The following is a 22513-nucleotide window of genomic DNA, read 5'->3' as shown; positions in this document are numbered from 1 at the left end:
ACATGAGCACCGGCACATGAGCATCAGCACATGACCACCAACACATGAACCATCAGCAACTGGAGCACCACGAGTGACCCGAACGACCGCACCGATCACCGAACTGACCAGGCCCGCGAGGCTCGCCGCCGGGGCCAGGGTCGCGGTGGTCGCGCCCAGCGGGCCCGTCCCCGAGGAGCGGCTCGAAGCCGGCCTCGACATCCTGCGCGGCTGGGGCCTGGACCCTGTGGTGGCACCTCATGTCCTGGACCGGCACACCGAGTTCGCCTATCTGGCGGGGACGGACGCGGACCGGGCCGCCGACTTCCAGGCGGCCTGGTGCGACCCGGACGTGGCCGCGGTCCTGTGCGCCCGCGGTGGCTACGGTGCTCAGCGCATGATCGACCTGCTCGACTGGGACGCCATCCGGGCCGCGGGTCCCAAGGTCTTCGTCGGCTTCAGCGACATCACCGCACTGCACGAGGCGTTCGCCACGCGGGTGGGGCTCGCGACCCTGCACGGGCCGATGGTGGCGGCCGTCGACTTCCTGAAGAACACGCGGTCGCAGGAACATCTGCGGACGACTCTCCTCGAACCCGAGTCGGTGCGCACCATCGCCTCCGGCGAGGCCGCCGCGCTCGTGCCCGGGAAGGCCCGCGGGGTCACGCTCGGCGGCTGCGCCAGTCTGCTGGCAGCGGAACTCGGCACACCGCACGCCCGCGCCGGCGCCCGGGGCGGGCTGCTCCTGATCGAGGACATCGGCGAGGAGGCCTACCGGCTGGACCGGATCCTGACGCAACTGCTGCGCAGCGGCTGGCTCGACGGAGTGGCCGGGGTCGCGCTCGGCTCCTGGGTGGACTGCGGACCCTACGAACGACTCCGCGCGGTGTTCGCCGACCGGCTCGGCGCACTCGGCGTTCCGGTCGTCGAGCACTTCGGGTTCGGGCACGCGGAGGGGACGCCGACGATGCCGTTCGGCGTCCGCGCCGAGCTCGACGCGGACGCCGGGACACTGACACTGGAGGAGCCCGCGCTGCGCTGACCTCTGTGTGAAGCTGCCGCCGAACCGGCGCTCGCGTAGGGTGACCGGATGCCTGAGAACGCCGGCCATCTCGCCGAGGGCCCCCGTGTGGGCATCCGTCACTTCACCCTGGAGGACGGCGCGGAGTTCATCGCACGGGCCAGGGAGAGCAGGAGCCTGCACCGCCCCTGGCTCTTCCCGCCCGCCGACGTCGACGCCTATGCCGCCTATGCGGGGCGGCTCATCGAGGATCCGACCAAGGCCGGGTTCCTCGTCTGCGAGCGGGACGGCGGGGGGATCGCCGGGTTCATCAACATCAACAACATCGTCCGGGGCGGCTTCCTGTGCGGTGCCCTCGGCTACGGCGCCTTCGCGCACGCGGCGGGGCGCGGGCTGATGACCGAGGCACTCGGCCTCGTCGTGCGGTACGCGTTCGGGCGGATGGGCCTGCACCGGCTGGAGATCAACGCGCAGCCCGGCAACGCGGGGTCGATCGCGCTCGCCCGGACCTGCGGCTTCCGGCTCGAAGGCTTCTCGCCGGCCTTCATCCACATCGACGGTGCCTGGCGGGACCACGAACGGTGGGCGATCACCGCGGAGATGGTCAAGCCCGGCTGACGCCTTTGCGGAATCCTGACCGGATTCTGATGAGCGGACACCCTGGTCAGCAGGCCGATGACCATGTTCCATGGTCATCGTGACGACGATCCGACGTGACGTACTGGCCCTCCCGGCCGCGGAACTGGGCCCGAGCAACCCGCTGCCGCCGCTGCGGACCCTCGACGAGATGCACCGTATCGACGACCGCGACCGTGCCGGCCTGCCGGGCGACATGGCCCGGCAGATCGGGTACGAGCCGCTGCGCAGCGTGCTGCCGGAGCGCATACGGGACGGGTACGAGCGAGAACGGGTGCCGCGCGGACTCGACACGATAGTGATCGAGAACGACCGGCTGCGTGCCACCGTGCTGCCCGGCTACGGCGGCCGCATCGTCTCGCTCTTCCACAAGCCCACCGCGACGGAACTGCTCTACACCAACCCGGTGCTCCAGCCGGCCTGCTTCGCCCTCAACGGCGCCTGGTTCTCCGGCGGCATCGAGTGGAACATCGGAGCCACCGGGCACACCACCCTGTCCTGCTCACCCGTCCACGCGGCCCGCGTCCCCGCCCCGGGCGGCGGCGAGATGCTGCGCCTGTGGGAGTGGGAACGCCTGCGTGACCTCCCCTTCCAGGTCGATCTGTGGCTGCCGGACGGCTCGGACTTCCTGTACGTCGGCGTCCGCGTCCGCAACCCGCACGAGAAGCCCGCCCCGCTGTACTGGTGGTCCAACATCGCGGTCCCCGAGGAGCGCAGGGTGATCGCCCCTGCCGAGGAGGCCTGGCACTTCGGCTACGAGCGACGGCTGCGCCGGGTGCCCGTGCCGGCGTACGACGGGACCGACCGGACGTACCCGCTGAACAGCACCTTCCCCGCCGACTACTTCTACGAGGTGCCCGACGGGCGGCGCCGCTGGATCGCCGCGGTCGACGAGGCGGGCGAGGGGCTGGTCCAGACGTCCACCGATGTCCTGCGCGGCCGCAAGCTCTTCGTCTGGGGATCGGGGCCCGGCGGGCGGCGCTGGCAGGAGTGGCTCACCGAGCCGGGGACCGGAGGGTACTGCGAGATCCAGGCCGGCCTCGCCCGCACCCAGCTCGAACACGTCAGGCTGGAGGCCGAGAGCGACGTCTCCTGGCTGGAGGCGTACGGGCCGCTGTCCGTGAGCCCTGAGCCGGCGCACGGGGCCGACTGGGAGGCCGCGCGGGCGGAGGTCGAGGGCCGTCTGGAGAGCGCCCTGTCCCGGGACGCGGTCGAGGCCGCGTACGCCGCCTGGCTGCCGCACGCCGACACCGCGCCCGGCGAGGTCCTCGCCGTCGGTTCCGGCTGGGGCGCGCTCGAAGTGCTGCGCGCCGCGCACAAGTTGCCCGGGACGCCCTTCGAGGAGAGCACGCTCGGCGAGGACCAGGAGCCGTGGCGGGAACTGCTGAGCTCCGGCGCGTTCCCCGAGCTCCGGCGGGTCGGACCGCCCGGCGAGACACTGGTGGCCTCGCACTGGCGCGACCTGCTGGAGACGGCACCCGCCACTCCGGCCGCCGAGTACCACCTCGGAGTCGCCCAGTGGCATGCCGGAGACGTGGCGCAGGCCGTGCGGAGCTGGGAGCGGGCGCTCGAACTCGCCCCGTCGCAGTGGCCGTTGTTGCGCTGCCTCGCCGTCGCCGACCAGGAGGCGGACAACGACGAGCGTGCCGCGGACCGTTATGCCGAGGCCTTCGACGACCTGTGCCGGGAGCGGCGCGACGACGGACAGCGGTGGACCGCGGCGACCGCCGCGCTCGGCCGCGAGGCCATCGAGGCGCTGCTGAAGGCCCGCCGTCCCGCGCAGGCGCGTGCCGTCTGGGCGCGGCTGCACCCCGGAACCCGGGACCGTGGCCGGTTCCGCCTCGTCGAGGCCGAACTGCTGCTCGCCGAGGGCCGCCGCGAGGATGCTCTGGCGATCTTCGACGCGGGCTTCGAGGTGGCCGACCTGCGCGAGGGGGCGGAGACCATCGACCGGCTGTGGTCCCGGCTCAGCGACGAGCCCCTGCCGGCGCGCCACGACTTCCGCATGCGGCCGCCGTCCACGTCCTGAGCCTGTCGCGGTCACCGCTTCCGGGAGCGGTGACCGTGATCACGCCTCGGGTGCTCCACCGCCGGGTGGAGCACCCGAGGCGTGCCGCGTCGTGCCGCATCCCATCGCATCGTGCCGCGTCGCGTTGCGGGGCGGGCACCTGTCAGCCGTGGCGGTCCGCGTACTCGTACACCGACCCGTCGGGATGTACGGCGATGAGGTTGCGGCCCGCGGGTGTCTCCACCGGGCCCGCGACGACACGGGCGCCGAGACCGGTGAGGACCCGGCCGGTCTCCTCGACGTCCTTGACGGCGATCGTCGCCGCGACCTTGCGCAACACGTCGAGTTCGGACTCGGGCCCGCTCATCAGCAGGAAACAGCCGACCGCGGCGACCGACACACCGCCGCGCTCGAAGCGGAGCGCTCTGCCGCCCGCGAGCCGTTCGTAGAAGGGGACCGCAGTCTCCAGGTCGTCGACGCAGACGCGCAGCGTGGCTCCCAGAATCTCCATGAGGGCGAGCCTAGTTGGGCGCGCACGGCGGGGGAGATCGATTCGGACGATCGCCCTCGGCGCCCGGGCGCTCGCGTTATGTGTCCGGCCGCGCGGGTACCCGCGCACGATGAAGCGCATAGAGCATCTGGATCATCTGGACAAGGAACTCGTCGACGAACTCACCCTGGTGGCCCGCGAGACCGTCCGGGACGAACTGCGCGAGCAGGCCGTCGAGAAGCGCCGGACGGCGGCGCTGTACGCCGCCTCGGGTGCCGCCGCGCTGTACGCGGGCGCCGCCCTGGTCCTCGCCCTCGGTCTGGCCCTCGCGTCGGCGATGCCCGGCTGGGCCGCCGCCCTCGTCGCCACGGCGGGGCTCGGGTCCGTCGCGTACGCGCTGCGGGGCATGGCCCGGCCGTCCGCGCCCCGGCCGGCCACCGGGGACCTGGACGCGCTCACCCCGCCCGGCCGGGTCATCGGCGCCCACGCGCCCGCCTCCCCGCCCGGCGGCATGGGCCTGATGTACCCGCCGATCCCGTCCGGGACGCCCGATGTCCCCGGCGCGGCCACGGGCCCGGGTCCCTCCGACGACCCCGAGATGTGGCTGCGCCGGGCGCGATAGGAAACCGCCCGGGGTGCCGGTGGCGTGAAACACCGGGCGTGCCCGCGTTTGGGTCCCCGGCTCAGGGGGACGCGGAAAGCCCGTGCAGCGGGCGGAAACCGGCCCCACACCGCGCTCACGAGGGGGCCGGAGCACCGAGCTGTCCAAAAGCCGCTGTCCAGCCACCCGCCCCGGGGGAGACGTAGGAAGGAGCATCATGAACACACGCCGGCTCATCGACCTGGCCCAGCAACTGCGCGTCGACAGCGTCCGGGCCGCCGACGCCGCGGGCTCGGGACACCCGACGTCGTCCATGTCCGCCGCCGACCTGATGGCGGTCCTGCTGGCCGAGCACACGCGCTACGACTTCGAACGCCCCCAGCATCCCGGCAACGACCGCTTCGTCCTCTCCAAGGGACACGCCTCACCCCTCCTGTACTCCGCGTACAAGGCCGCAGGCGCCCTGAACGAGGCCGAACTGCTCACCTTCCGCAAGGCGGGCAGCCGGCTCGAAGGGCATCCCACGCCCCGGCGGCTCCCGTGGGTCGAGACCGCCACCGGATCGCTGGGCCAGGGGCTGCCCGTCGGAGTCGGCATCGCGCTCGCCGGAAAGCGGCTCGACCGCACCGGATACCGCGTCCGGGTGCTGTGCGGTGACAGCGAACTCGCCGAGGGCTCCGTGTGGGAGGCCGCCGAGCACGCGGGGTACGAGCACCTCGACAACCTCACCGTGATCGTCGACGTCAATCGCCTGGGCCAGCGCGGGCCGACCCGGCACGGACACGACCTCGACGCGTACGCTCGCCGGTTCGCGGCCTTCGGCTGGCACACCGTCGAGATCGACGGACACGACGTGGAGGCGATCGACCGGGCCTTCACGGAGGCGGACTCCACGAGTGGACAGCCGACCGTCATCCTCGCCCGCACCCTCAAGGGCAAGGGCGTGACATCGGTCCAGGACCGCGAGGGACTGCACGGCAAACCGCTGCCGGACGCCGACGCGGCGATCGCCGAACTCGGTGGAGTGCACGACCGCCGGGTGGTCGTCCAGCAGCCGCCCGCCGCCCGGATGCTGCACGCCGTACGGTCCGGACACCTCGACCTGCCGCGGTACGAGACCGGGGACGAGGTCGCCACCCGCGATGCCTTCGGAAAGGCACTCGCCGCGCTCGGCGACGCCCGCGGCGATGTCGTCGCCCTGGACGGCGAGGTCGGCGATTCGACCCGTGCCGAGTTCTTCGCCAAGGGCCACCCCGAGCGCTACTTCGAGTGCTACATCGCCGAGCAGCAACTGGTCGCCACCGCCGTGGGCATGGCCACGCGCGGCTGGGTGCCGTACGCCTCGACGTTCGCGGCCTTCCTCACCCGGGCCCACGACTTCGTCCGCATGGCCGCCGTCAGCGGTGCCGGCATCAACCTCGTCGGCTCCCACGCGGGCGTCTCCATCGGCCAGGACGGGCCCTCGCAGATGGGCCTGGAGGACCTGGCGATGTTCCGGTCCGTGTACGGCTCGACCGTGCTGTACCCGTGCGACGCCAACCAGACGGGGAAGCTCGTCGTCACGATGGCGGGCCTGGAGGGCGTCCGCTATCTGCGCACCTCACGCGGTGACAGCCCCGTCATCTACAGCGCCACCGAGGAGTTCCCGGTCGGCGGCAGCAAGGTGCTCCGCGCCTCCGCGGACGACCGGCTCACGCTCGTCGCCGCAGGTGTCACCGTCCACGAGGCGCTGGCCGCCGCGGAGGCGCTCGACCGCGAGGGCATCCAGGCCCGTGTGATCGACCTCTACTCGGTCAAGCCCGTGGACCGCGCGACCCTGCGCGAGGCCGCCGAGGAGACCGGCTGCCTGGTCACGGTGGAGGACCATCGTGAGGAGGGCGGCCTCGGAGACGCCGTCCTCGACGCCTTCACCGACGGCCGGCCCGTGCCCCGTCTGGTGCGCCTCGCCGTCCGTACGATGCCGGGCTCCGCGAGTCCCGAGGAGCAGCTCCACGCCGCGGGCATCGACGCCGAGTCGATCGCGGCGGCGGGCCGTCTGCTGGTCGAGACGGCCATGGTGCGCTGACGGGTCCCGGGACGGGAGAAACGCCGTGGTGCGCCGACCGGTCCCGGGACCGGAGAAACGCCGTGGTGCGATGACCGCACCGGCGGGTCGCCGTGGTGCGCCGACCGGACTCCGGAGGGCACCATGGTCAGTACGCCGCGGGGGTGCGAGGGAAGCGCGGGAGGAGACTCATGAGCGCTCTGCGCTACGTCTACGCGATCTGCCGCCCCTTCCCGGCGGCGTTGTCGGTCGAGCTGGCCGGGGTCGGGGGCGTCCCGCCCAGACTGCTGCGCCACGACGGCCTGATCGCCGTGGTCGGCTCGGTCCCGGAGCGGGATTTCGACGCGGAGCCGCTGCGCCGCCGGCTGGAGGACGTCCACTGGCTGGAGGCGACGGCCCGCGCCCACCAGGGCGTCATCGACGCGCTCACCGCCGTCACCAGCCCGCTGCCGCTCCGGCTCGCCACCGTTCTCCGGGACGACAGCGGCGTGCGCGTGATGATGGACGAACGCAGGGAGGATTTCGAGCGGACGCTCGACCGGCTCGACGGACGCGTGGAATGGGACGTGAAGGTGTATGCCGAAAAGGCCGATTTTTCCGGGAAGTCCGGAGAATTCACGCGCCGACTGCACGGCACCCTTTCCGAGTGCGCCGAGGAGAACAGGCTGCTGACCCCGCGGAATCCGGAAGAGGGTTCCCAAATTCTTGACGCGGCCTATCTGGTGCCGCGCGCGGACTCGGGGGAATTCCTGGAACGGGTGAACGGAAGTGTGGGCGAGGAGCCGGGGATGCGGGTGGAGCTGACGGGGCCGTGGGCGGCGTACTCCTTCACGGGGTCCACGGGCCTCACCGGGTTCGCCGGCCTCACGGGCTGTACGGGCTGAGTGGCGCGGAGCGCGGCGCGGGGTCCAGGACCGTCCTGGACCCCGCGCCGCGTCAAGCTGTTCCTCCCCGAGGTCTTCCCGAAGAGGGAAGGGCTACCACCTGTACCAGCGGCCCCGGCTTCCGGAAGCGCTCGTGCCGCGCACCAGGAATCCGAGCAGCCACAGGACAATGACCACCAGTGCTATCCACCACAGAATCTTCAGCGCGAATCCGGCACCGAAGAGAATCAGCGCGAGCAGCAGAACGAGCAGAATGGGAACCATAATGTGAGACCTCCTGCATTCCGGGTTTCCCGATACCGCGGAATCAGGCTTCCTTTCGGCAGAGAATTTCTCCGTGCAGGACGGAGAACCAGCCGTCCTCCTGCCGTCCCCACTGCCGCCAGGCGTCCGACACCGCCCGCAGTTCGCCCGTGTCCGCGTGGCCCCCTTCCGTCGCCCGCTCCGCGTACGCCGAGGCCAGCGTGCGGTCGGCCCACAGCCCGCTCCACCACTCCCGCTCGTCCTCGGTGGCGAAGGTCCAGGTGCTCGACGTGGCCGTGATGTCCCGGATCCCGGCTGTCAGCGCCCAGGACTTGAGGCGGCGGCCGGCGTCGGGCTCGCCCCCGTTGGCGCGGGCGACGCGCAGGTAGAGGTCCAGCCACGCGTCCATGCCCGGGGTGGACGGATACCAGGTCATGGACGAGTAGTCCGCATCGCGGACCGCGATGAGCCCGCCGGGCTTGGTGACCCGGTGCATCTCGCGCAGCGCCTGCACCGGATCGCCTACGTGCTGGAGCACCTGGTGGGCGTGGACCACGCAGAACGTGTCGTCCGGGTACTCCAGCGCGTGGACGTCGGCGACGGCGAACTCGACGTTGCCCAGGCCGCGTTCGGCCGCCGTCCGGCGTGCCTGGTCGAGGATGCCGGGCGCGTGGTCGACGCCGGTGACGTGGCCGTCCGGTACCCGTTCGGCCAGGTCCGCGGTGATGGTGCCCGGTCCGCAGCCGATGTCGAGGATCTTCATGTGCGGCTTCAGCGAGTCGAGCAGGTAGGCCGCCGAGTTGGCGGCTGTACGCCAGGTGTGGGAGCGCAGCACCGACTCGTGGTGGCCGTGGGTGTAGACGGCGGTCTCCTGCGACTGCGACATGACCGATCCCCTTCTCGTACGGGCCTCGTGGAGGTGTACGCACTCCCTGAGGCGATGTCATCACCGTACGCGGTCATGTCGAATGATGAGACCTGCATCTTGCGATGTGGACACTGGGAACGGCGGCAGCCTGCGCGGGCGCGCACGGACGGTGCGAGGGGACGACGTACGGGCACGACGTACGGGCACGACGTACGGGCCCGGTCGGCGGGGGCGGGCGACGCGCGGGAACGGGTCAGTGCGCGGGAAACGGGCGGTAGACGGTCAGCGCCTCGCGGCTCTTGCCCAGGGTCACCTCGCCGCTCACCTCGGTGACTTCACCGTCGTAGGCCAGCAGCGTGCCGGGAGCCACGCCCTCGATGCGCAGGCGGCCCACCCTTACGGCCGCGTGCGCGGGCGAGCGGGTGAGGGGACCCGCGAAGGCCGCGGCCAGCAGCCGCACCGCGGGATGACGGCCGCCGTGCACGACCCGTACGTCGAGGCGGCCGTCCGCGAGGTCGAAGCGGCGGGCGGGTGCCAGGCCCATCCGGTGGTACGTGCCGTTGCCGGCGAACAGCAGCCACAACGGGTGCGTACGGCCGCCGAGTTCGGCCCGCAGCGGGTGATGGTCGGCGCGCAGCACACGCAGGGCGCCCAGCACTCCCGCCGGCCAGCTGCCGATCACCCTGGACCAGTTCTCCCGCTCGCGCACCAGCTCCGGATAGATGCCCAGGCTGCACGTGTTGAGGAAGATGCCGTTCGTGCCGCCCGACGCGAACCGGCCCACGTCCACCTGGACCGCCTCACCCTCCTGGAGCGCGCGGACCAGATCGCGTTCGCCCTCCACACCGAGGTCGTGGGCGAAGTGGTTGAGCGTGCCGCCCGGCAGCACGGCGAGGGGGATCCCGTGGCGCAGGGCGACCTCGGCCGCGGTGTTCACCGTGCCGTCGCCGCCGCACACGCCCAGCACCCGGGCGCGGGCCGCCGCCTTCTCCAGCTCCTCCCGCAGGTCACAGGGCTCGCACTCCACGATCTCGGCCCTAGGCAGCGCGCCGGCCAGCGCGCCGACCCGCTCCGAGGTGCCCGAGCCCGTGTTGGCCACCATGACCAGGCCCTCGCCCTCACCGTCGGCCAGCGCGGGCGCGTCGGTGCGCGGACGGCCGGGCGGGGTCAACTGGTCGCGGGTGGGCACCAGCGCGCGCACGGCGTACGCGGCGCCGACACCCAGGGCCGCACCGGCCAGGACATCGCTCGGGAAGTGGACGCCGGTGTAGACGCGGGACAGTGCCACCGCCGCGGCCAGCGGTGCGACGGCCGCGCCCCAGCCGCGGGACTCCAGCGCCACCCCCGTGGCGAAGGCGGCGGCGGAGGCGGCGTGCCCCGAGGGGAACGACGTGGTGATCGGCTGCCGCTTCAGCTGCCGGATGACGGGGACCGGGTCCAGGACGGGGCGGGTACGGCGTACCGAGCGCTTGCCGAGCGTGTTGATGGTGGCGGAGGCGAGGGCGAGCGAGGCGACACCCCGCGCGGCGGCCCGGCGGGCCCGCGGGGTGCGGCTCGCCGCCACGGCAGCGGCCGTCGCGAACCACAGGACACCGTGGTTCGCGCTCCGGCTCAGCCGCGGCAGCACGGGGTCGCCGCCCGGCCAGTGCCGTGCCGCGACCGCCTCGAAGAGCCGGCAGTCCAGGCCGAGCAGGCGGTCCCGAAGGGCGTGGCGGCCCGGTACGAGGGCGGTCAGGTCGACATCCGGGGTCGTGGTCATGCGGCTCCGTCTACCCCGGATCAGGCGGTTCCCGCCCCCGCCCCCGGCCCTTCGTCGCATACGCGTTTGCCCCGCACCCCCGCTCCCCGGAGAATGCCTGCCCATGGGACATCTCGAAGCCGCGCACCTTGAGTACTACCTTCCCGACGGGAGGGCGCTGCTCGGCGATGTGTCGTTCCGGGTCGGGGAAGGCGCCGTCGTGGCCCTGGTGGGGCCCAACGGCGCCGGGAAGACGACGCTGCTGCGGCTGATCTCGGGAGAGCTCAAGCCCCACGGAGGAACCGTCAACGTGGGCGGCGGGCTCGGCGTGATGCGGCAGTTCGTGGGGTCCGTACGCGACGAGACGACCGTGCGCGAGCTGCTCGTCTCCGTGGCCCCGCCCCGCATCCGCGAGGCGGCGAAGGCCGTGGACGCCGCCGAGCACGCGATGATGACCGTCGACGACGAGGCGTCACAGCTCCGCTACGCGCAGGCGCTGTCCGACTGGGCCGAGGTCCGCGGGTACGAGGCCGAGACCCTCTGGGACATGTGCACGATGGCCGCCCTCGGCGTCCCGTACGAGAAGGCCCAGTGGCGCCTGGTCAGGACCCTCTCCGGAGGAGAGCAGAAGCGCCTGGTGCTGGAGGCGCTGCTGCGGGGCACCGACGAGGTGCTGCTCCTCGACGAGCCGGACAACTACCTCGACGTGCCCGGCAAGCGCTGGCTGGAGGAGCGGCTCAAGGAGACCCGCAAGACCGTCCTGTTCGTCTCCCACGACCGCGAACTCCTCTCCCGCGCCGCCCAGAAGATCATCAGTGTCGAGCCCGGCCCGGCCGGCGCGGACGCCTGGGTGCACGGTGCCGGATTCGCGACCTATCACGAGGCCAGGCGCGAGCGGTTCGCGCGCTTCGAGGAACTGCGCAGGCGCTGGGACGAGAAGCACGCGCAGCTCAAGAAGCTGGTGCTGAACCTCCGTCAGGCGGCCGCCGTCAGCCATGAGATGGCGTCCCGCTACGCGGCGGCGCAGACCCGGCTGCGCAAGTTCGAGGAGGCCGGGCCGCCTCCGGAGCCGCCGCGCGAGCAGGACATCAAGATGCGGCTGCACGGCGGGCGGACCGGCGTGCGGGCGGTGACCTGCAAGGGACTTGAGCTCACCGGCCTGATGAAGCCCTTCGACCTGGAGATCTACTACGGCGAGCGCGTCGCCGTCCTCGGCTCCAACGGCTCGGGGAAGTCGCACTTCCTGCGGCTCCTCGCGGGCGGCGACGTCGCGCACACCGGTGAGTGGAAGCTCGGCGCCCGCGTGGTCGCCGGCCACTTCGCGCAGACCCACGCCCACCCGGAACTGGAGGGCCGCGCGCTCCTGGACATCCTGTGGACCGAGCACGCGCAGGACCGCGGAGCGGCGATGTCCCGGCTGCGCCGCTACGAGCTGACCGCGCAGGCCGAGCAGCGCTTCGAGAAGCTGTCGGGCGGCCAGCAGGCACGTTTCCAGATCCTTCTCCTGGAACTGGAGGGCTCGACGGCCCTGCTGCTGGACGAGCCGACCGACAACCTCGACCTGGAGTCCGCGGAGGCACTTCAGGAGGGCCTGGAGGCGTACGAGGGGACGGTCCTGTCGGTCACCCACGACCGCTGGTTCGCCCGCTCCTTCGACCGCTACCTGGTCTTCGGCTCGGACGGCCGGGTACGGGAGACACGGGAGCCCGTGTGGGACGAGCGCCGCGTGGAGCGCGAGCGGTAGGCGGGCCGGTGCGGTGACCTCACGCGGGCGGGCCCGTGCGGGGACGCCGGACGCCGGGCCTGTCCCGGGGAGGCCCGGCACCCCGGATGTTCGTAGAGTGGAGGGAGTGGGTCTCGACCCACGGCTCCCTCCCGGAGGCCGCTCGGGGCAGTGTCTGCCCGGGGTGGACGTCCGGACCGCACCGACGGCCACGACGAGCGGGGTAGCACCATGACCGGAGTCGACCCGGACCGGCTGGACGATCAGCAGCTCATGAAAGAGCTCGAGGCCATCCACCGCACCCGCCACGACACGCTGTTGCACGGCTCGAACGACGCGCTGCACACCCACAACGTGCGTATGGCCCAGCTGGAGGGCGAGTACCTGCGCCGCCACCCGCGGCGGCCCGTCACGGCGGGCCGTACCCGCGACGGCGCCCGGGAACGCGGAGCGGCGGGGGTGCCGCCGGCATGAGCGAGCCGCATTCGGTCCTGGTCCGGCAGGCGGAGGCCCTGGAGCTCTTCGGCCGCCGGGTCCACGCGATCCACGACGACCAGTGGGAGGCACCCACGCCCTGCACCGCCTGGACCGTGCGCGATCTCGTGGGTCACCTCGTCTCCGAGCAGGCCTGGGTGCCCGCGCTGGTCAGAGACGGCTCCACCGTCGACGCGGTCGGCGACAGCCTGGCCGGCGACCTGCTCGGTCCCGACCCGGTCGCCGCCTGGGAGGCCGTGGCCGATGCCTCCCGAGCGGTGTTCGCCGAGCCGGGCGCGCTCGGCCGCACGGTCCACCTCTCCTTCGGGGACATGCCGGCGGACGACTACTGCGCGCAGCTCGTCACCGATCTGACGGTCCACACCTGGGACCTGTCCCGCGCCATCGGCGCCGACGAACAACTCCCCGAGGACCTGTTGTCCTTCGCGGTCCGGGAGGTCACGCCGCACGCGGCGGAGCTGGAGAAGAGCGGACTCTTCGCGGCCCCGGAGGAGCCACCGCCCGGCGCGGACGTCCAGACGAAACTGCTCTGCCTGGTCGGGCGTCGGCCCTGACCCTGCCCTGACCCCGGGTGCCACCACGGGGAAGCCGGAACCGGGGCCCCGGGAGGACGGGCGGGCCGGCGTCAGGGAGAATCGGAGGGTGTTTGCCCCGCATGGCGCGGGGCAGACGCAGTTGCAGTGCTTCGGACAGGAGGCACGTCCGTGGGAGCGGCTATCCGCGCCATGGGTGTACTCGTCCGGCGTACGGGTGCGTTCCCACGATGACTGTCCATCACATGGCACCATCAAGGGAGTTGCGACGCACCATGCGAACTCAAGCGAGCGCGACGCACCATCCGCACGACGACGCCCCCGACACCGGGGAGGCATTCCGCAGGCTCGCGGCCCTCCCCCCGGGACAGCAGCGCGACGCACTCCGTGCCGAGATCGTCGAGTCCTGGCTGCCGATGGCCGAACGGCTCGCGGGCCGCTTCCGCAACCGCGGCGAGAGCCCCGAGGACCTGCGCCAGGTCGCGGCGCTCGGACTGGTCAAGGCCGTCGACCGTTACGACCCCGAACTCGGCAACGCCTTCGAGAGTTACGCGGTGCCGACGATCACCGGCGAGATCAAGCGCCACTTCCGTGACCACATGTGGACCCTGCACGTGCCGCGCCGGGTCCAGGACCTGCGCAACCGGGTCCGGTTCGCCGCCCAGGACCTGTCGCAGACCATCCCGGGCCGCCGGCCGACGGTCGCCGAGCTGGCCGAGCACGCCCGCATGAGCGAGGAGGACGTCCTCACGGGTCTGGAGGCCCTGGAGAGCTTCACCGCGCTCTCCCTGGACGCCGAACTGCCGGGCAGCGAGGACGGCTACTCCCTCAGCGACGCCCTCGGCTCGCCCGATCCGGCCCTCGACACCGTCATCGACCGCGAGGCCGTCAAACCCCGGCTCCAGGCCCTGTCCGAGCGGGAACGGGCCATCCTCTACATGCGGTTCTTCAGCGACATGACCCAGAGCCGTATCGCCGACGAACTGGGCATCTCCCAGATGCATGTCTCCCGCCTCATCAGCCGCTGCTGCACGCGACTGCGCGACCAGATCATGCGCGACGCGGCCTAGGACCTGTCCGAGTCGATCCGGCCGGGGCCCCGGCCGTGGGGGCGGTGAGGGCCCCGGCCGTGGGTGTCGTACGGCTCAGGGTGGGGGTGGGTCGAGGTGCGGGCGGGATCGCACGGTGGGTACGGGGGAACGGTCGCGGCCCGCCCGCGATGTCACCCGCTCGGGCCCCGCTTTCCCGCGAATGGTGCCCGGCCGTTCGCGCCCGGCGGTGCGGCGGGCTCTGATGGGCCCGAGGGACACGACGGCCGTGGCTCTCGGACCGCAGCCCGCCGAAGGAGCCCCGCTCATGCGCCGTACCGCCCGTGTCCTGTACGCCACCGCCCTGGCCGGCGCCGCTCTGGGCGCCGCCGCGTCGGGCGCGGCCGCGGATCCGGCCGCGGAGGTCAGTCCGGGCTCAGTCGAACCCGGTGGCACCGTCACCGTCACGGTCAGCTGCGACGCGATCGGGGGGACCCTGCCCGACTTCATCGACGCCAGCTCCCAGGGTTTCCAGGAGGGCAAGGTCCAGCTTCACCGCGTCGAGGGCGCCGACCCGAGCGCCGCGGGCGCCGCCTCCTACAGCGGCACCGCCCACATCGGGTCCGGCGAACCCGATCCGGCCGCCGGTTCCGCCACGGAGGGGTCCGGGCGCGGCTTCGACGAGGTGAGCCCCGATACGAACGGTTCCGGCGCGGCGGCGAACTCCGACGCGAAGAACTCCGCCGACGCGCCTGCGGGAGCCCGGGCGGGAGCGGTGAGCCCCGTTCCCGGGGGCTGGTCCACCGTCGTGCCCGACGTCCAGGCCCCCGCTCCCGGCGCCGGTGACCCCGTGGTCCCCGACTCTCTGATCCCCGACACCGACAGCCCGGACACGGTGGGCCCGGACTCGGTGGGCCCGGATCAGGGCGGTGCGGACTCGGCGGGCCCGGACACGGTCGGTCCGGATTCGGTGGCCCCCGACGACCTGGGCCCCGACACGGTGGGGCCCGACACGGTTCCCGAACCGCTGAGCCCGGACGCCCTGGGTTCCGGCACCGCCGCTCCCGGCACGGTGGGACCGGACAGCGCGGGCCCCGACACCGGGGGCGCCGACACCGGGGGCGCCGACGGACGGTGGAACGTCGGCGGGGTCTGTCCCGCGCCCCCGGGCGGCCACGGGAAGCAGTGGACCGCCTCGTACGCCGTGGCCCGCGGCGCCACGGCGACCCATGTTCCCGACAGCGGGACCGGCTCAGACACCGGCGCGGGTGAACGGCCGCCCACGATCCAGCGGGGTGTGCACGCCGGCGAGGGCGGGGTGTTCACCGACTCCGTGCCGGCCCTGGTAGCCGGCGGACTGCTGATCGCCGGGGCCCTGGGCGCGGCCGCGCAACGGGTGCACAGACTGCGCCGACGGCGGAGGTGACAGGCGGACGCCACGGTGGCGGTGGACGGCACGACGGCTGACGATGTGACAGACACACACGAGAGGACACACGGGACGGCATGCCTCCGGGCGCTGAGCGGTTCACCCCGCAGGCCGGCGAGCGGCGCCCGGTGAGCCGTACGAGAGGACGAAGACACCCGGAACGTACGGCGGGCGGGCTCCGGAACAGGGAACGGCGGCATCCACGGTGCGGAGGCAGGTATGCGGCGGACGGACCCTAAAGGCCACGGACCGCTCCGGTACGGTCCGCCCCTGCCCGACCAGGGCCTGCCCGTGCTCCCGGAACTCCGTTCCGTGCTGGCCGCCGCCGCGAACCGCTCCGCCGCCGAACCCTGCGGGGGCGGCCCTGTGCTCCTCGACGCCGCCAGCGGCTACTGGACCCGGCGCGGACTGCGTGCCGCACCCGACCGGGTGGCGGCCGCCCCCGGAGCCCCCGCGCTGCTGCTGGCCCTGACCGGCGCGCTCGGCGGTGACCTCCTCGTGCCCCGTCCGTGTGCCGCCTGGTGGGCGCCGCAGGCACGCCTGCTGGGCAGATCCGTGTTCCACGTGGCGACACCCGCGGAGTGCGGCGGCGTCCCCGATCCCTACGCCCTCCTGGAGACCGTCCGCAGGGTCCGTGCGGAGGGCGGCGACCCGCGGCTGCTCCTGCTGTCCGTCGCCGACGACCCGACCGCCACCGTCGCACCCCCCGAGGTGGTGCACGAGGCCGTGGAGGCCGCGGCGGGCGAGGGACTGCACATCGTCAGCGACGAGACCTGGCGCGACACCCTGCACGAGCCGCGGGACACCGTGCTGCTCAGCCCCGCCGAGATGCTCCCCGACGACGTCTCCGTGATCGCCGACCTCGCGGGTGCCTTCCTGCCGCAGGGCTGGCCGGCCGCCGTCGCCCGCTTCCCCGACAACGCGGCGGGCGCGTCCCTGCGTTCCCGCGTCCTCGACGTGCTCACCGTGCTCGGCGCGCGCGTCGCCGAACCGGTCGCCGCCGCGGCCGCGTACGCGCTCGGCGAGCCCGCCGCGATCACCGAACGGCTCACCGCCGCCGTACGTCTGCACGCCTGCGTGGCCGACGCCGTCCACCGCGCGGTGGGTGCCGCCGGGGCCGTCGCGCGCCCCCCGCAGGCCGGCCGGCACCTGTACGTCGACCTCGGCGCGTTCCGATCCGCGCTCGTCGCGCGCGGCGTCGGTGACGCGCAGGACCTGGAGGACCACCTGTCCGCCCGGCTCGGCATGCCCGCGCCGGGCGGACACCGCTTCGGCGACGACCTCGCCGCCCTCCGGGTCCGCCTCGGCACCGGGTCGTTGCTCGGCTCCACGGACGAGGAGCGGGAGGAAGCGCTCAGCTCCCCCTCGCCACTGGAACTGCCGCATGTGCACAGCGCGTTGACCCTCGTGGGGTCGGCCTTCGGCGATCTCCGCGACGACGCCGAGCGACGGGAGTCTCCTCGATGACGCAGCAGTCCGAGTCGACCACGAGCACGACGACCCAGGCCACAGGCGATCCCGCGCCCCCGGCCGCACCGGCGCCCGGGCACCCCGCCGTCCTCCCTCCTGCGCCCCTCGCCGAACCCCGCCCGCTCGGCGAGCGGCGCCTGTGGCCCCGCCCCTGCGCCGACTCCCGCGCGACACACCGGTGTTCGTACCGGCGGGCCTCGGACGCTGGTTCAGGCGGAGCCGGTTCACCCGGATCACCGAGCTCGACTGGTGGGAGGCGGCCCGACTCGACGGCGTCCACTTCGATTTCGTCCCCGCCCACCACTGGTCCAAGCGCACCCTCACCGACACCTGCCGCTCCCGGTGGGGCGGCTGGGTGCTCGCGGCACCCGAGGGCCGGCGCGTCTACTTCGCGGGCGACACCGGATACGGCCACTGGTTCACCCGCATCGGGCAGCGCCACCCGGGGATCGGCCTCGCCCTCCTGCCCATCGGCGCGTACGGCCCCCGCTGGTGGCTGAGCGACGTGCACTGTGATCCGGAGGAGGCCGTGCAGGCGGCCGTCGACCTGCGCGCGCGGTGGATGGCCCCGATGCACCAGGGCACCTTCGTGCTCTCGGTCGAACCGGTGCTGGAACCACTGCGGCGGGTGCGGGCGGCGTGGGGGCGGGCGGGCCTGGCCGGGAGAACCCGTGGGATCTGGCTGTGGGAGGTTCCCGGGGGCTGGAGCGACGGTGTTTCCCCGTCCTACGAGGGTTTCGTGCCGCGGAACCTGCGCCACACACCCGGCGCCAGGCTGATCGCCACGGTCAGTGCCACCGCCGCCACCACGCCCTGCCACGGCTCGGGGAAGAGCGAGCCGCCGAGGATGCCGATGATCTGGTAGGTGGCCGCCCAGGCGAGGCAGGCCGGGATGTCCCCGCGGGCGAAGACCCGCAGCGGCATCTTCGCGATCAGGCAGGCCAGCATCACCGGAATGCGGCCCGCCGGTACGAGGCGGGACAGGACGAGGACGGCGATGCCGTGGTCGGCGAGCTTCTGCTGAGCCCGGGCGAGCCGGTCCTCGGGTGCGCGTTCCCGGATCGCCTCCAGCCAGCGCGATCCGTTCCTCGAGCCCATGCCGCGCCGACCGAGCCAGTAGAGCGACATGTCGCCGAGGAACGCGGCGGCCGAGGAGACCAGGAACACCATGAGCAGTGCGAAGGGTGACGTCTGGTGGAAGGCCACGACCGCCGCCGAACTCACCAGCGCCCCCGTCGGCACCACCGGCACCAGAGCGCCGATCAGCACCAGCAGGAACAGCGACGGATAGCCGATCGCCTGCTGAGTGGACTCCGGCGGGACGGTCGGCGCCGCGGCGGACAGGAACACCAGCGGTGCGGTGCTCTTGAGCGGCACGAGGGTCGTGCTCTTGAGCGACAGAAGAGCGCCGCTCTTGACCGACTGAAGGGCCGGGGGAGCCACCGCCCCGGCGGACCAGGACATCACCGAGCGGCCTCCGGACGCACGCTCTCGCCCTGCCTCAGCAGATGCACCGCCACCTGGGGCGCGCGCTCGGCGGCCAGGCGCACGAACTCCTCACCCGGCGCGTGGAATTCATGGGGGCGCACGGCATCCATCCCGATGGGCCAGAACGTGCCGTAGTGCACCGGCACAGCGCTGCGGGGACGCAACGCGGCGAGCGCCTCGGCGGCACGCCCCGCGTCGAGATGCCCCTCCCCGAGATACGGGCCCCAGCCGCCCACCGGCAGCAGGGCCACGTCGACCGGTCCGACCTCCTCGGCCATCGACGCGAACAACCCCGTGTCCCCGGCGAAGTACGTCCTCGCCTCGCCCTCGATCACGTACCCCACGGCGGGGGAGCGGTGCGGTCCGATCGGCAGCCGGCGTCCGTCGTGCCGTGCCGGAACCGTGCGGACGGCCAGGTCACCGACGCGGGTGCGGTCACCGGGCGCGACCTCCGTGAGCCGCAGATGGTCCAGCTTGCGCAGTCCGGGCACCGAACGCGGGGCACCGCGCGGCACGAGCAGCCGGGTACCCGGGGCCAGTCGCGCCAGCGAGGGAAGATGCAGATGGTCGGCGTGCAGATGGGAGACCAGCGCGACGTCGGCGACCGCAGCCGGGGGAGGGGGCGGCGCCCCGCGCCTGCGCCGCAGGTGTGCGAGCCGGCGCGCGAAGAGGGGATCGGTGAGCACGCGTGTCCCGGAGTCCTCCAGCGTGCAGGTGGCGTGCCCCCACCAGGTGATCTCCACCGGCACCTCTTTGCCTCCTTCGCACGACTCCCCCCGAGCCTACGGGCAGGAGTAGGGTCTGCGGCGAAACCATGAGGTGAGGGGGACACCATGGGAGACGCACGCGGTGCCTCCGGCACGCACGCCCTCGAACGCTCGCACGAGCGCGGCGGCCCCGTGCCGTGCTCCCCGTCGCTTCGTGTCACGGCGATCGCGAGCCTGACACCTCTGGAAGAGCTCGACGAGGACCCCTTTCTCGTCGACTCCCGCAGCCAGCACGCGATGTGCGCCCGCTGGGCCGCCGAGCACGGCTACGTCGTCACCCGGGAACTTCTCGTACGCGGGCTGCGCCCGGACCACCGCAGCCTGTGGGCGGATGTCGAGGCCGGTCTCGTGGACCTGTTCGTCGCGCCCAGCCGCCGGGTGCTGGAGCGCGCGCTCGCCTCGGTGGAGGAGTTCACCGCCGAGTGTGCGCGCCGCGGTGTCCGCGTCGAGACCGTGGGCACCGCCGAACCGTCGTACGACGCCCAGATGAAGGCCAGGGTCCACCGCCGTCTGTCGATGCCGACGGCGGGCTACGACGGCCGTTGATCTCCCACCCGCGGTGAGTCCCGGCAAAGAGGCACCTGGGGAAGCCTCCTGAGGGACTTCGCGCGGCTTGTGGGGACTTCTGGGGATCTCCGGCCGTTGTGACAGGGTGGGAGCAGGCCGCGCGGACCGGGCGGGCCGGGACGTGAGGTGGACTGGGCGTGGACAAAGGACGTTGGCGGCGCCTCGCCAGCGCGGCGGGACGCAGCACCACGGTGTGGGCCGTGTCCACGCTCACCATGCTCGTCCTCGCCGGTGCGCTGCCCGACTTCCGGCTCCAGTCGGAGAGCGGGGACAGCGCGACACGGATCGCCGTCACCGCGGCGGCCGGCGCGGGCGTCTTCGGTCTCCTGTCGGCGCTGGTGTGGCCCCTGCTCGTGCGGGCCCTGCTCCTCGTCCCCGCCCTGGTGCTGGGCCTGCTCGTCTTCTTCCTGAACGGTTCGCTGCTGCTGATCGCCCTGCGGCTCAACCCCTCCGGGCACGGCGAGGCGGCCCCCGAGACCGCCGTGGTCGTCGCCGCCGTCATGTCGGCCGTCGCCTCGGCCACCGGTGCCGCCCTCGCCGTACGGGACGACGACGCGTACCGGCGCCGCCTCTACCGGCTCGCCGACCGGCGCCGCAGACGCGCCACCGGGCGGCCCGGCCCCTCGACTCCCGGCGTGGTCTTCCTCCAGCTCGACGGCGTCGGACACGGCGTGCTGCGCGAGGCGATCGGCAAGGGTCTGATGCCCACGGCCGCCCGATGGCTCGACGGGAAGCGCCCCACCCACCGGCTCAGGCCGTGGAGAACCGACTGGTCCAGCCAGACCGGCGCCAGCCAGCTCGGCATCCTGCACGGCAGCAACCACGACGTCCCCGCCTTCCGCTGGTACGAGAAGGACACCCAGGAGGTCATGGTCTGCAACCGGCCGACCAGCGCCGCCGAGCTCCAGCGACGGGCCGTCGCGCACACCCGCGACGGCGGCCTGCTCACCGCCGGCGGCGCGAGCCGGGGCAACCTCTTCAGCGGCGGCGCCGACGAGCTGGCCCTCGTGCTGTCCGTCGCCGCGCGCAGGGGACGGGACAACCGCTCGCGGGCCGGCTACTTCGCCTACTTCTCCGACCCGGCCAACGCCGTCCGTACGGCGATGTCGTTCGTGGCCGAGGTCTTCAAGGAGACGGGCCAGTCCACCCGGGCCCGCCTCCAGCGGCGACGGCCCCGCGTCAAACGCGGCGGGCTGTACCCGTTCGTCCGCGCCTTCGCGACCGTCGTCGAGCGGGACGTCGTGGTCGCCGCGGTGATCGGCGACATGCTCGCCGGGCGCAACGCGGTCTACGCGGACCTGGTGGCCTACGACGAGGTGGCGCACCACTCCGGGCCGCGGAGCCGGGACGCCGAGAGGATCCTGGAGCGGCTCGACCGGTCGCTCGCGCTGATCGAGAAGGTCGCCGAGCACGCCCCCCGGCCGTACCGGATCGTCGTGCTCTCCGACCACGGCCAGAGCCCCGGCGAGACCTTCCTGACCAGGTACGGCCTCAGCCTCGGCAATCTGGTCCGGGCCGGCTGCGGGCTGCCCGTGCCCCGCGGGGCGCGCAGGACCCACAGCGGTGCCGAGGCCCGGACCGCCGTCCGGGCCGCGCTGCGCAGACCGGTCGAGGAGCGCGAGGAGCGGCGCGGACCGGCGGGGCGCCGCTCCGAACCCCTGGTCCTGGCCTCGGGCAACCTCGGTCTCGTCTCCTTCCCCGACGTCGCGCACCGGATGAGCCGGGAGGAGATCGACCGGCGCCACCCCGCGCTGCTGTCCACGCTCGCCAACCACCCGGGCATCGGCTTCCTCCTGGTGCGCAGCGAGGAGCACGGCGGCCTCGTGCTCGGGGCGCACGGCGCCGAGGTGCCGGTGGGCCGGCTCGACGACGAACACCCGGGCCCACTGGCCGACTTCGGTCCCGGTGCCGCTGACGCGGTGCGGCGCACACACACGTTCCCGCACACCGCCGACATCATGGTCAACTCCTGGTACGACCCCGTCGGGGGCGAAGTCCTCGCCTTCGAGGAGCAGATCGGCTCGCACGGCGGGCTCGGCGGAGCCCAGGGGCACCCGTTCCTGCTCTCTCCGCTCACCCTGTCCGCACCGGCCGGCGCGGACAGGGACCCCACCGGCCCGGACACCGGACTCGTCGGCGCGGCCACGGAACCCGTCGGCCCGGACACCGGACTCGTCGGCGCGGCCACGGAACCCGTCGGCCCGGACACCGGACTCGTCGGCGCGGAGCGGGTGCACGACGTGCTGCGGCGCTGGCTGCGTGAGTGCGACGGCGCCCAAGTACCGCTGCCGTCCCACCCGGACGAGCAGGCCGCCTGAGCGGCGGCTCCGCCGCGGGGCGGAGAACGGCCGGCCTGTTCACCGGCCGGCCCGGTCGCCGGCACCGGAAAAATGGGAGGCGGCGGACGTCGTGCCGCGCCCACACTGTGGGCGTCGCACGCCGCGCTTTCGCGCGCGTCCCTCACACATCGCTCGTCTCTCACCCCTCTCCCGCACCTTCAA

General features: G+C 73.2%; 20 protein-coding genes and 1 pseudogene. 15 read left to right on the top strand and 6 right to left on the bottom strand.

Annotation, left to right across the window (positions count from 1 at the left end; translation table 11 throughout):
- Positions 1-94: 94 nt before the first annotated feature.
- The 3 genes from OG780_RS08935 to OG780_RS08925 all read left to right on the top strand — a co-directional run bounded on the left by OG780_RS08935 (position 95) and on the right by OG780_RS08925 (position 3665).
- Positions 95-1021: a S66 peptidase family protein gene (locus OG780_RS08935; RefSeq protein ID WP_328457999.1), complete on the top strand. Its 927-nt coding sequence runs from the start codon at positions 95-97 to the stop codon at positions 1019-1021.
- A 48-nt stretch (positions 1022-1069) separates the two neighbouring features.
- A complete protein-coding gene (locus tag OG780_RS08930) occupies positions 1070-1618 on the top strand; it encodes a GNAT family N-acetyltransferase (RefSeq protein ID WP_328446394.1) in 549 nt (182 codons plus the stop codon).
- A 70-nt stretch (positions 1619-1688) separates the two neighbouring features.
- Entirely contained in the window at positions 1689-3665 is a 1977-nt protein-coding gene (locus tag OG780_RS08925; protein WP_328446392.1) for a DUF5107 domain-containing protein, read from the top strand.
- A gap of 142 nt (positions 3666-3807) precedes the next feature.
- Here OG780_RS08925 and OG780_RS08920 read toward each other — a convergent pair whose 3' ends face one another.
- Positions 3808-4155, bottom strand: a complete 348-nt coding sequence (locus OG780_RS08920) for a VOC family protein (RefSeq protein ID WP_328446391.1) — start codon at positions 4153-4155, stop codon at positions 3808-3810.
- A 109-nt stretch (positions 4156-4264) separates the two neighbouring features.
- Here OG780_RS08920 and OG780_RS08915 point away from each other — a divergent pair, with 109 nt between their 5' ends.
- From OG780_RS08915 to OG780_RS08905, 3 genes are all read left to right on the top strand, one after another.
- Positions 4265-4756, top strand: coding sequence for a phage holin family protein (locus OG780_RS08915; protein WP_328446389.1), 492 nt, complete (start codon positions 4265-4267; stop codon positions 4754-4756).
- A gap of 196 nt (positions 4757-4952) precedes the next feature.
- On the top strand, positions 4953-6800 hold the full coding sequence (locus OG780_RS08910; RefSeq protein WP_328446387.1) for a transketolase: 1848 nt from the start codon (positions 4953-4955) through the stop codon (positions 6798-6800).
- 170 nt (positions 6801-6970) lie between these two features.
- Positions 6971-7663 carry a GvpL/GvpF family gas vesicle protein gene (locus OG780_RS08905; protein ID WP_328446385.1) on the top strand — a complete coding sequence of 231 codons (693 nt, stop codon included), beginning with the start codon at positions 6971-6973 and terminating at the stop codon, positions 7661-7663.
- Between the two features lie 93 nt (positions 7664-7756).
- On the opposite strand, the gene OG780_RS08900 is transcribed toward OG780_RS08905, so the two are convergent.
- From OG780_RS08900 to OG780_RS08890, 3 genes are all read right to left on the bottom strand, one after another.
- The gene (locus OG780_RS08900) at positions 7757-7927 is read right to left on the bottom strand and encodes a hydrophobic protein (protein WP_326784621.1); all 171 of its coding nucleotides are present in this window, start codon (positions 7925-7927) and stop codon (positions 7757-7759) included.
- Positions 7928-7970: 43 nt separating this feature from the next.
- Positions 7971-8792, bottom strand: coding sequence for a class I SAM-dependent methyltransferase (locus OG780_RS08895; RefSeq protein ID WP_328446382.1), 822 nt, complete (start codon positions 8790-8792; stop codon positions 7971-7973).
- 235 nt (positions 8793-9027) lie between these two features.
- Positions 9028-10533 carry a bifunctional phosphatase PAP2/diacylglycerol kinase family protein gene (locus tag OG780_RS08890; RefSeq protein WP_328446380.1) on the bottom strand — a complete coding sequence of 502 codons (1506 nt, stop codon included), beginning with the start codon at positions 10531-10533 and terminating at the stop codon, positions 9028-9030.
- A 103-nt stretch (positions 10534-10636) separates the two neighbouring features.
- Here OG780_RS08890 and OG780_RS08885 point away from each other — a divergent pair, with 103 nt between their 5' ends.
- From OG780_RS08885 to OG780_RS08855, 7 genes and pseudogenes are all read left to right on the top strand, one after another.
- The gene (locus OG780_RS08885; protein WP_328446378.1) at positions 10637-12256 is read left to right on the top strand and encodes an ABC-F family ATP-binding cassette domain-containing protein; all 1620 of its coding nucleotides are present in this window, start codon (positions 10637-10639) and stop codon (positions 12254-12256) included.
- 210 nt (positions 12257-12466) lie between these two features.
- Complete coding sequence (locus OG780_RS08880) at positions 12467-12709, top strand: DUF6158 family protein (protein ID WP_326784617.1); 243 nt, start codon at positions 12467-12469, stop codon at positions 12707-12709.
- On the top strand, positions 12706-13284 hold the full coding sequence (locus OG780_RS08875; RefSeq protein WP_328446375.1) for a TIGR03086 family metal-binding protein: 579 nt from the start codon (positions 12706-12708) through the stop codon (positions 13282-13284). Before OG780_RS08880 ends, OG780_RS08875 begins: the two co-directional genes overlap by 4 nt.
- Positions 13285-13538: 254 nt before the next feature.
- The gene (locus OG780_RS08870) at positions 13539-14333 is read left to right on the top strand and encodes an RNA polymerase sigma factor SigF (protein WP_328446373.1); all 795 of its coding nucleotides are present in this window, start codon (positions 13539-13541) and stop codon (positions 14331-14333) included.
- 286 nt (positions 14334-14619) lie between these two features.
- The gene (locus tag OG780_RS08865; protein ID WP_328446371.1) at positions 14620-15717 is read left to right on the top strand and encodes a hypothetical protein; all 1098 of its coding nucleotides are present in this window, start codon (positions 14620-14622) and stop codon (positions 15715-15717) included.
- Positions 15718-15939: 222 nt separating this feature from the next.
- A complete protein-coding gene (locus OG780_RS08860; RefSeq protein ID WP_328446369.1) occupies positions 15940-17187 on the top strand; it encodes an aminotransferase class I/II-fold pyridoxal phosphate-dependent enzyme in 1248 nt (415 codons plus the stop codon).
- A 145-nt stretch (positions 17188-17332) separates the two neighbouring features.
- Positions 17333-17898: pseudogene (locus tag OG780_RS08855) on the top strand (MBL fold metallo-hydrolase); the annotation flags it as partial.
- Positions 17899-17916: 18 nt separating this feature from the next.
- Here OG780_RS08855 and OG780_RS08850 read toward each other — a convergent pair.
- Together OG780_RS08850 and OG780_RS08845 are read right to left on the bottom strand one after the other, a co-directional pair.
- Positions 17917-18543, bottom strand: coding sequence for a DedA family protein (locus tag OG780_RS08850; protein WP_328457997.1), 627 nt, complete (start codon positions 18541-18543; stop codon positions 17917-17919).
- Between the two features lie 110 nt (positions 18544-18653).
- A complete protein-coding gene (locus OG780_RS08845) occupies positions 18654-19427 on the bottom strand; it encodes an MBL fold metallo-hydrolase (RefSeq protein WP_328446367.1) in 774 nt (257 codons plus the stop codon).
- An 84-nt stretch (positions 19428-19511) separates the two neighbouring features.
- Between OG780_RS08845 and OG780_RS08840 the strand changes: the two genes are divergently transcribed.
- Both OG780_RS08840 and OG780_RS08835 read left to right on the top strand, forming a co-directional pair.
- A complete protein-coding gene (locus OG780_RS08840; protein WP_328446365.1) occupies positions 19512-19991 on the top strand; it encodes a hypothetical protein in 480 nt (159 codons plus the stop codon).
- Between the two features lie 236 nt (positions 19992-20227).
- The gene (locus tag OG780_RS08835) at positions 20228-22330 is read left to right on the top strand and encodes an alkaline phosphatase family protein (RefSeq protein WP_443062307.1); all 2103 of its coding nucleotides are present in this window, start codon (positions 20228-20230) and stop codon (positions 22328-22330) included.
- Positions 22331-22513 lie beyond the last annotated feature (183 nt).

It is taken from the genome of Streptomyces sp. NBC_00386, assembly GCF_036063235.1.
Taxonomy (GTDB): Bacteria; Actinomycetota; Actinomycetes; order Streptomycetales; family Streptomycetaceae; genus Streptomyces.
This window is presented reverse-complemented; position numbering and strand designations above follow the sequence as displayed.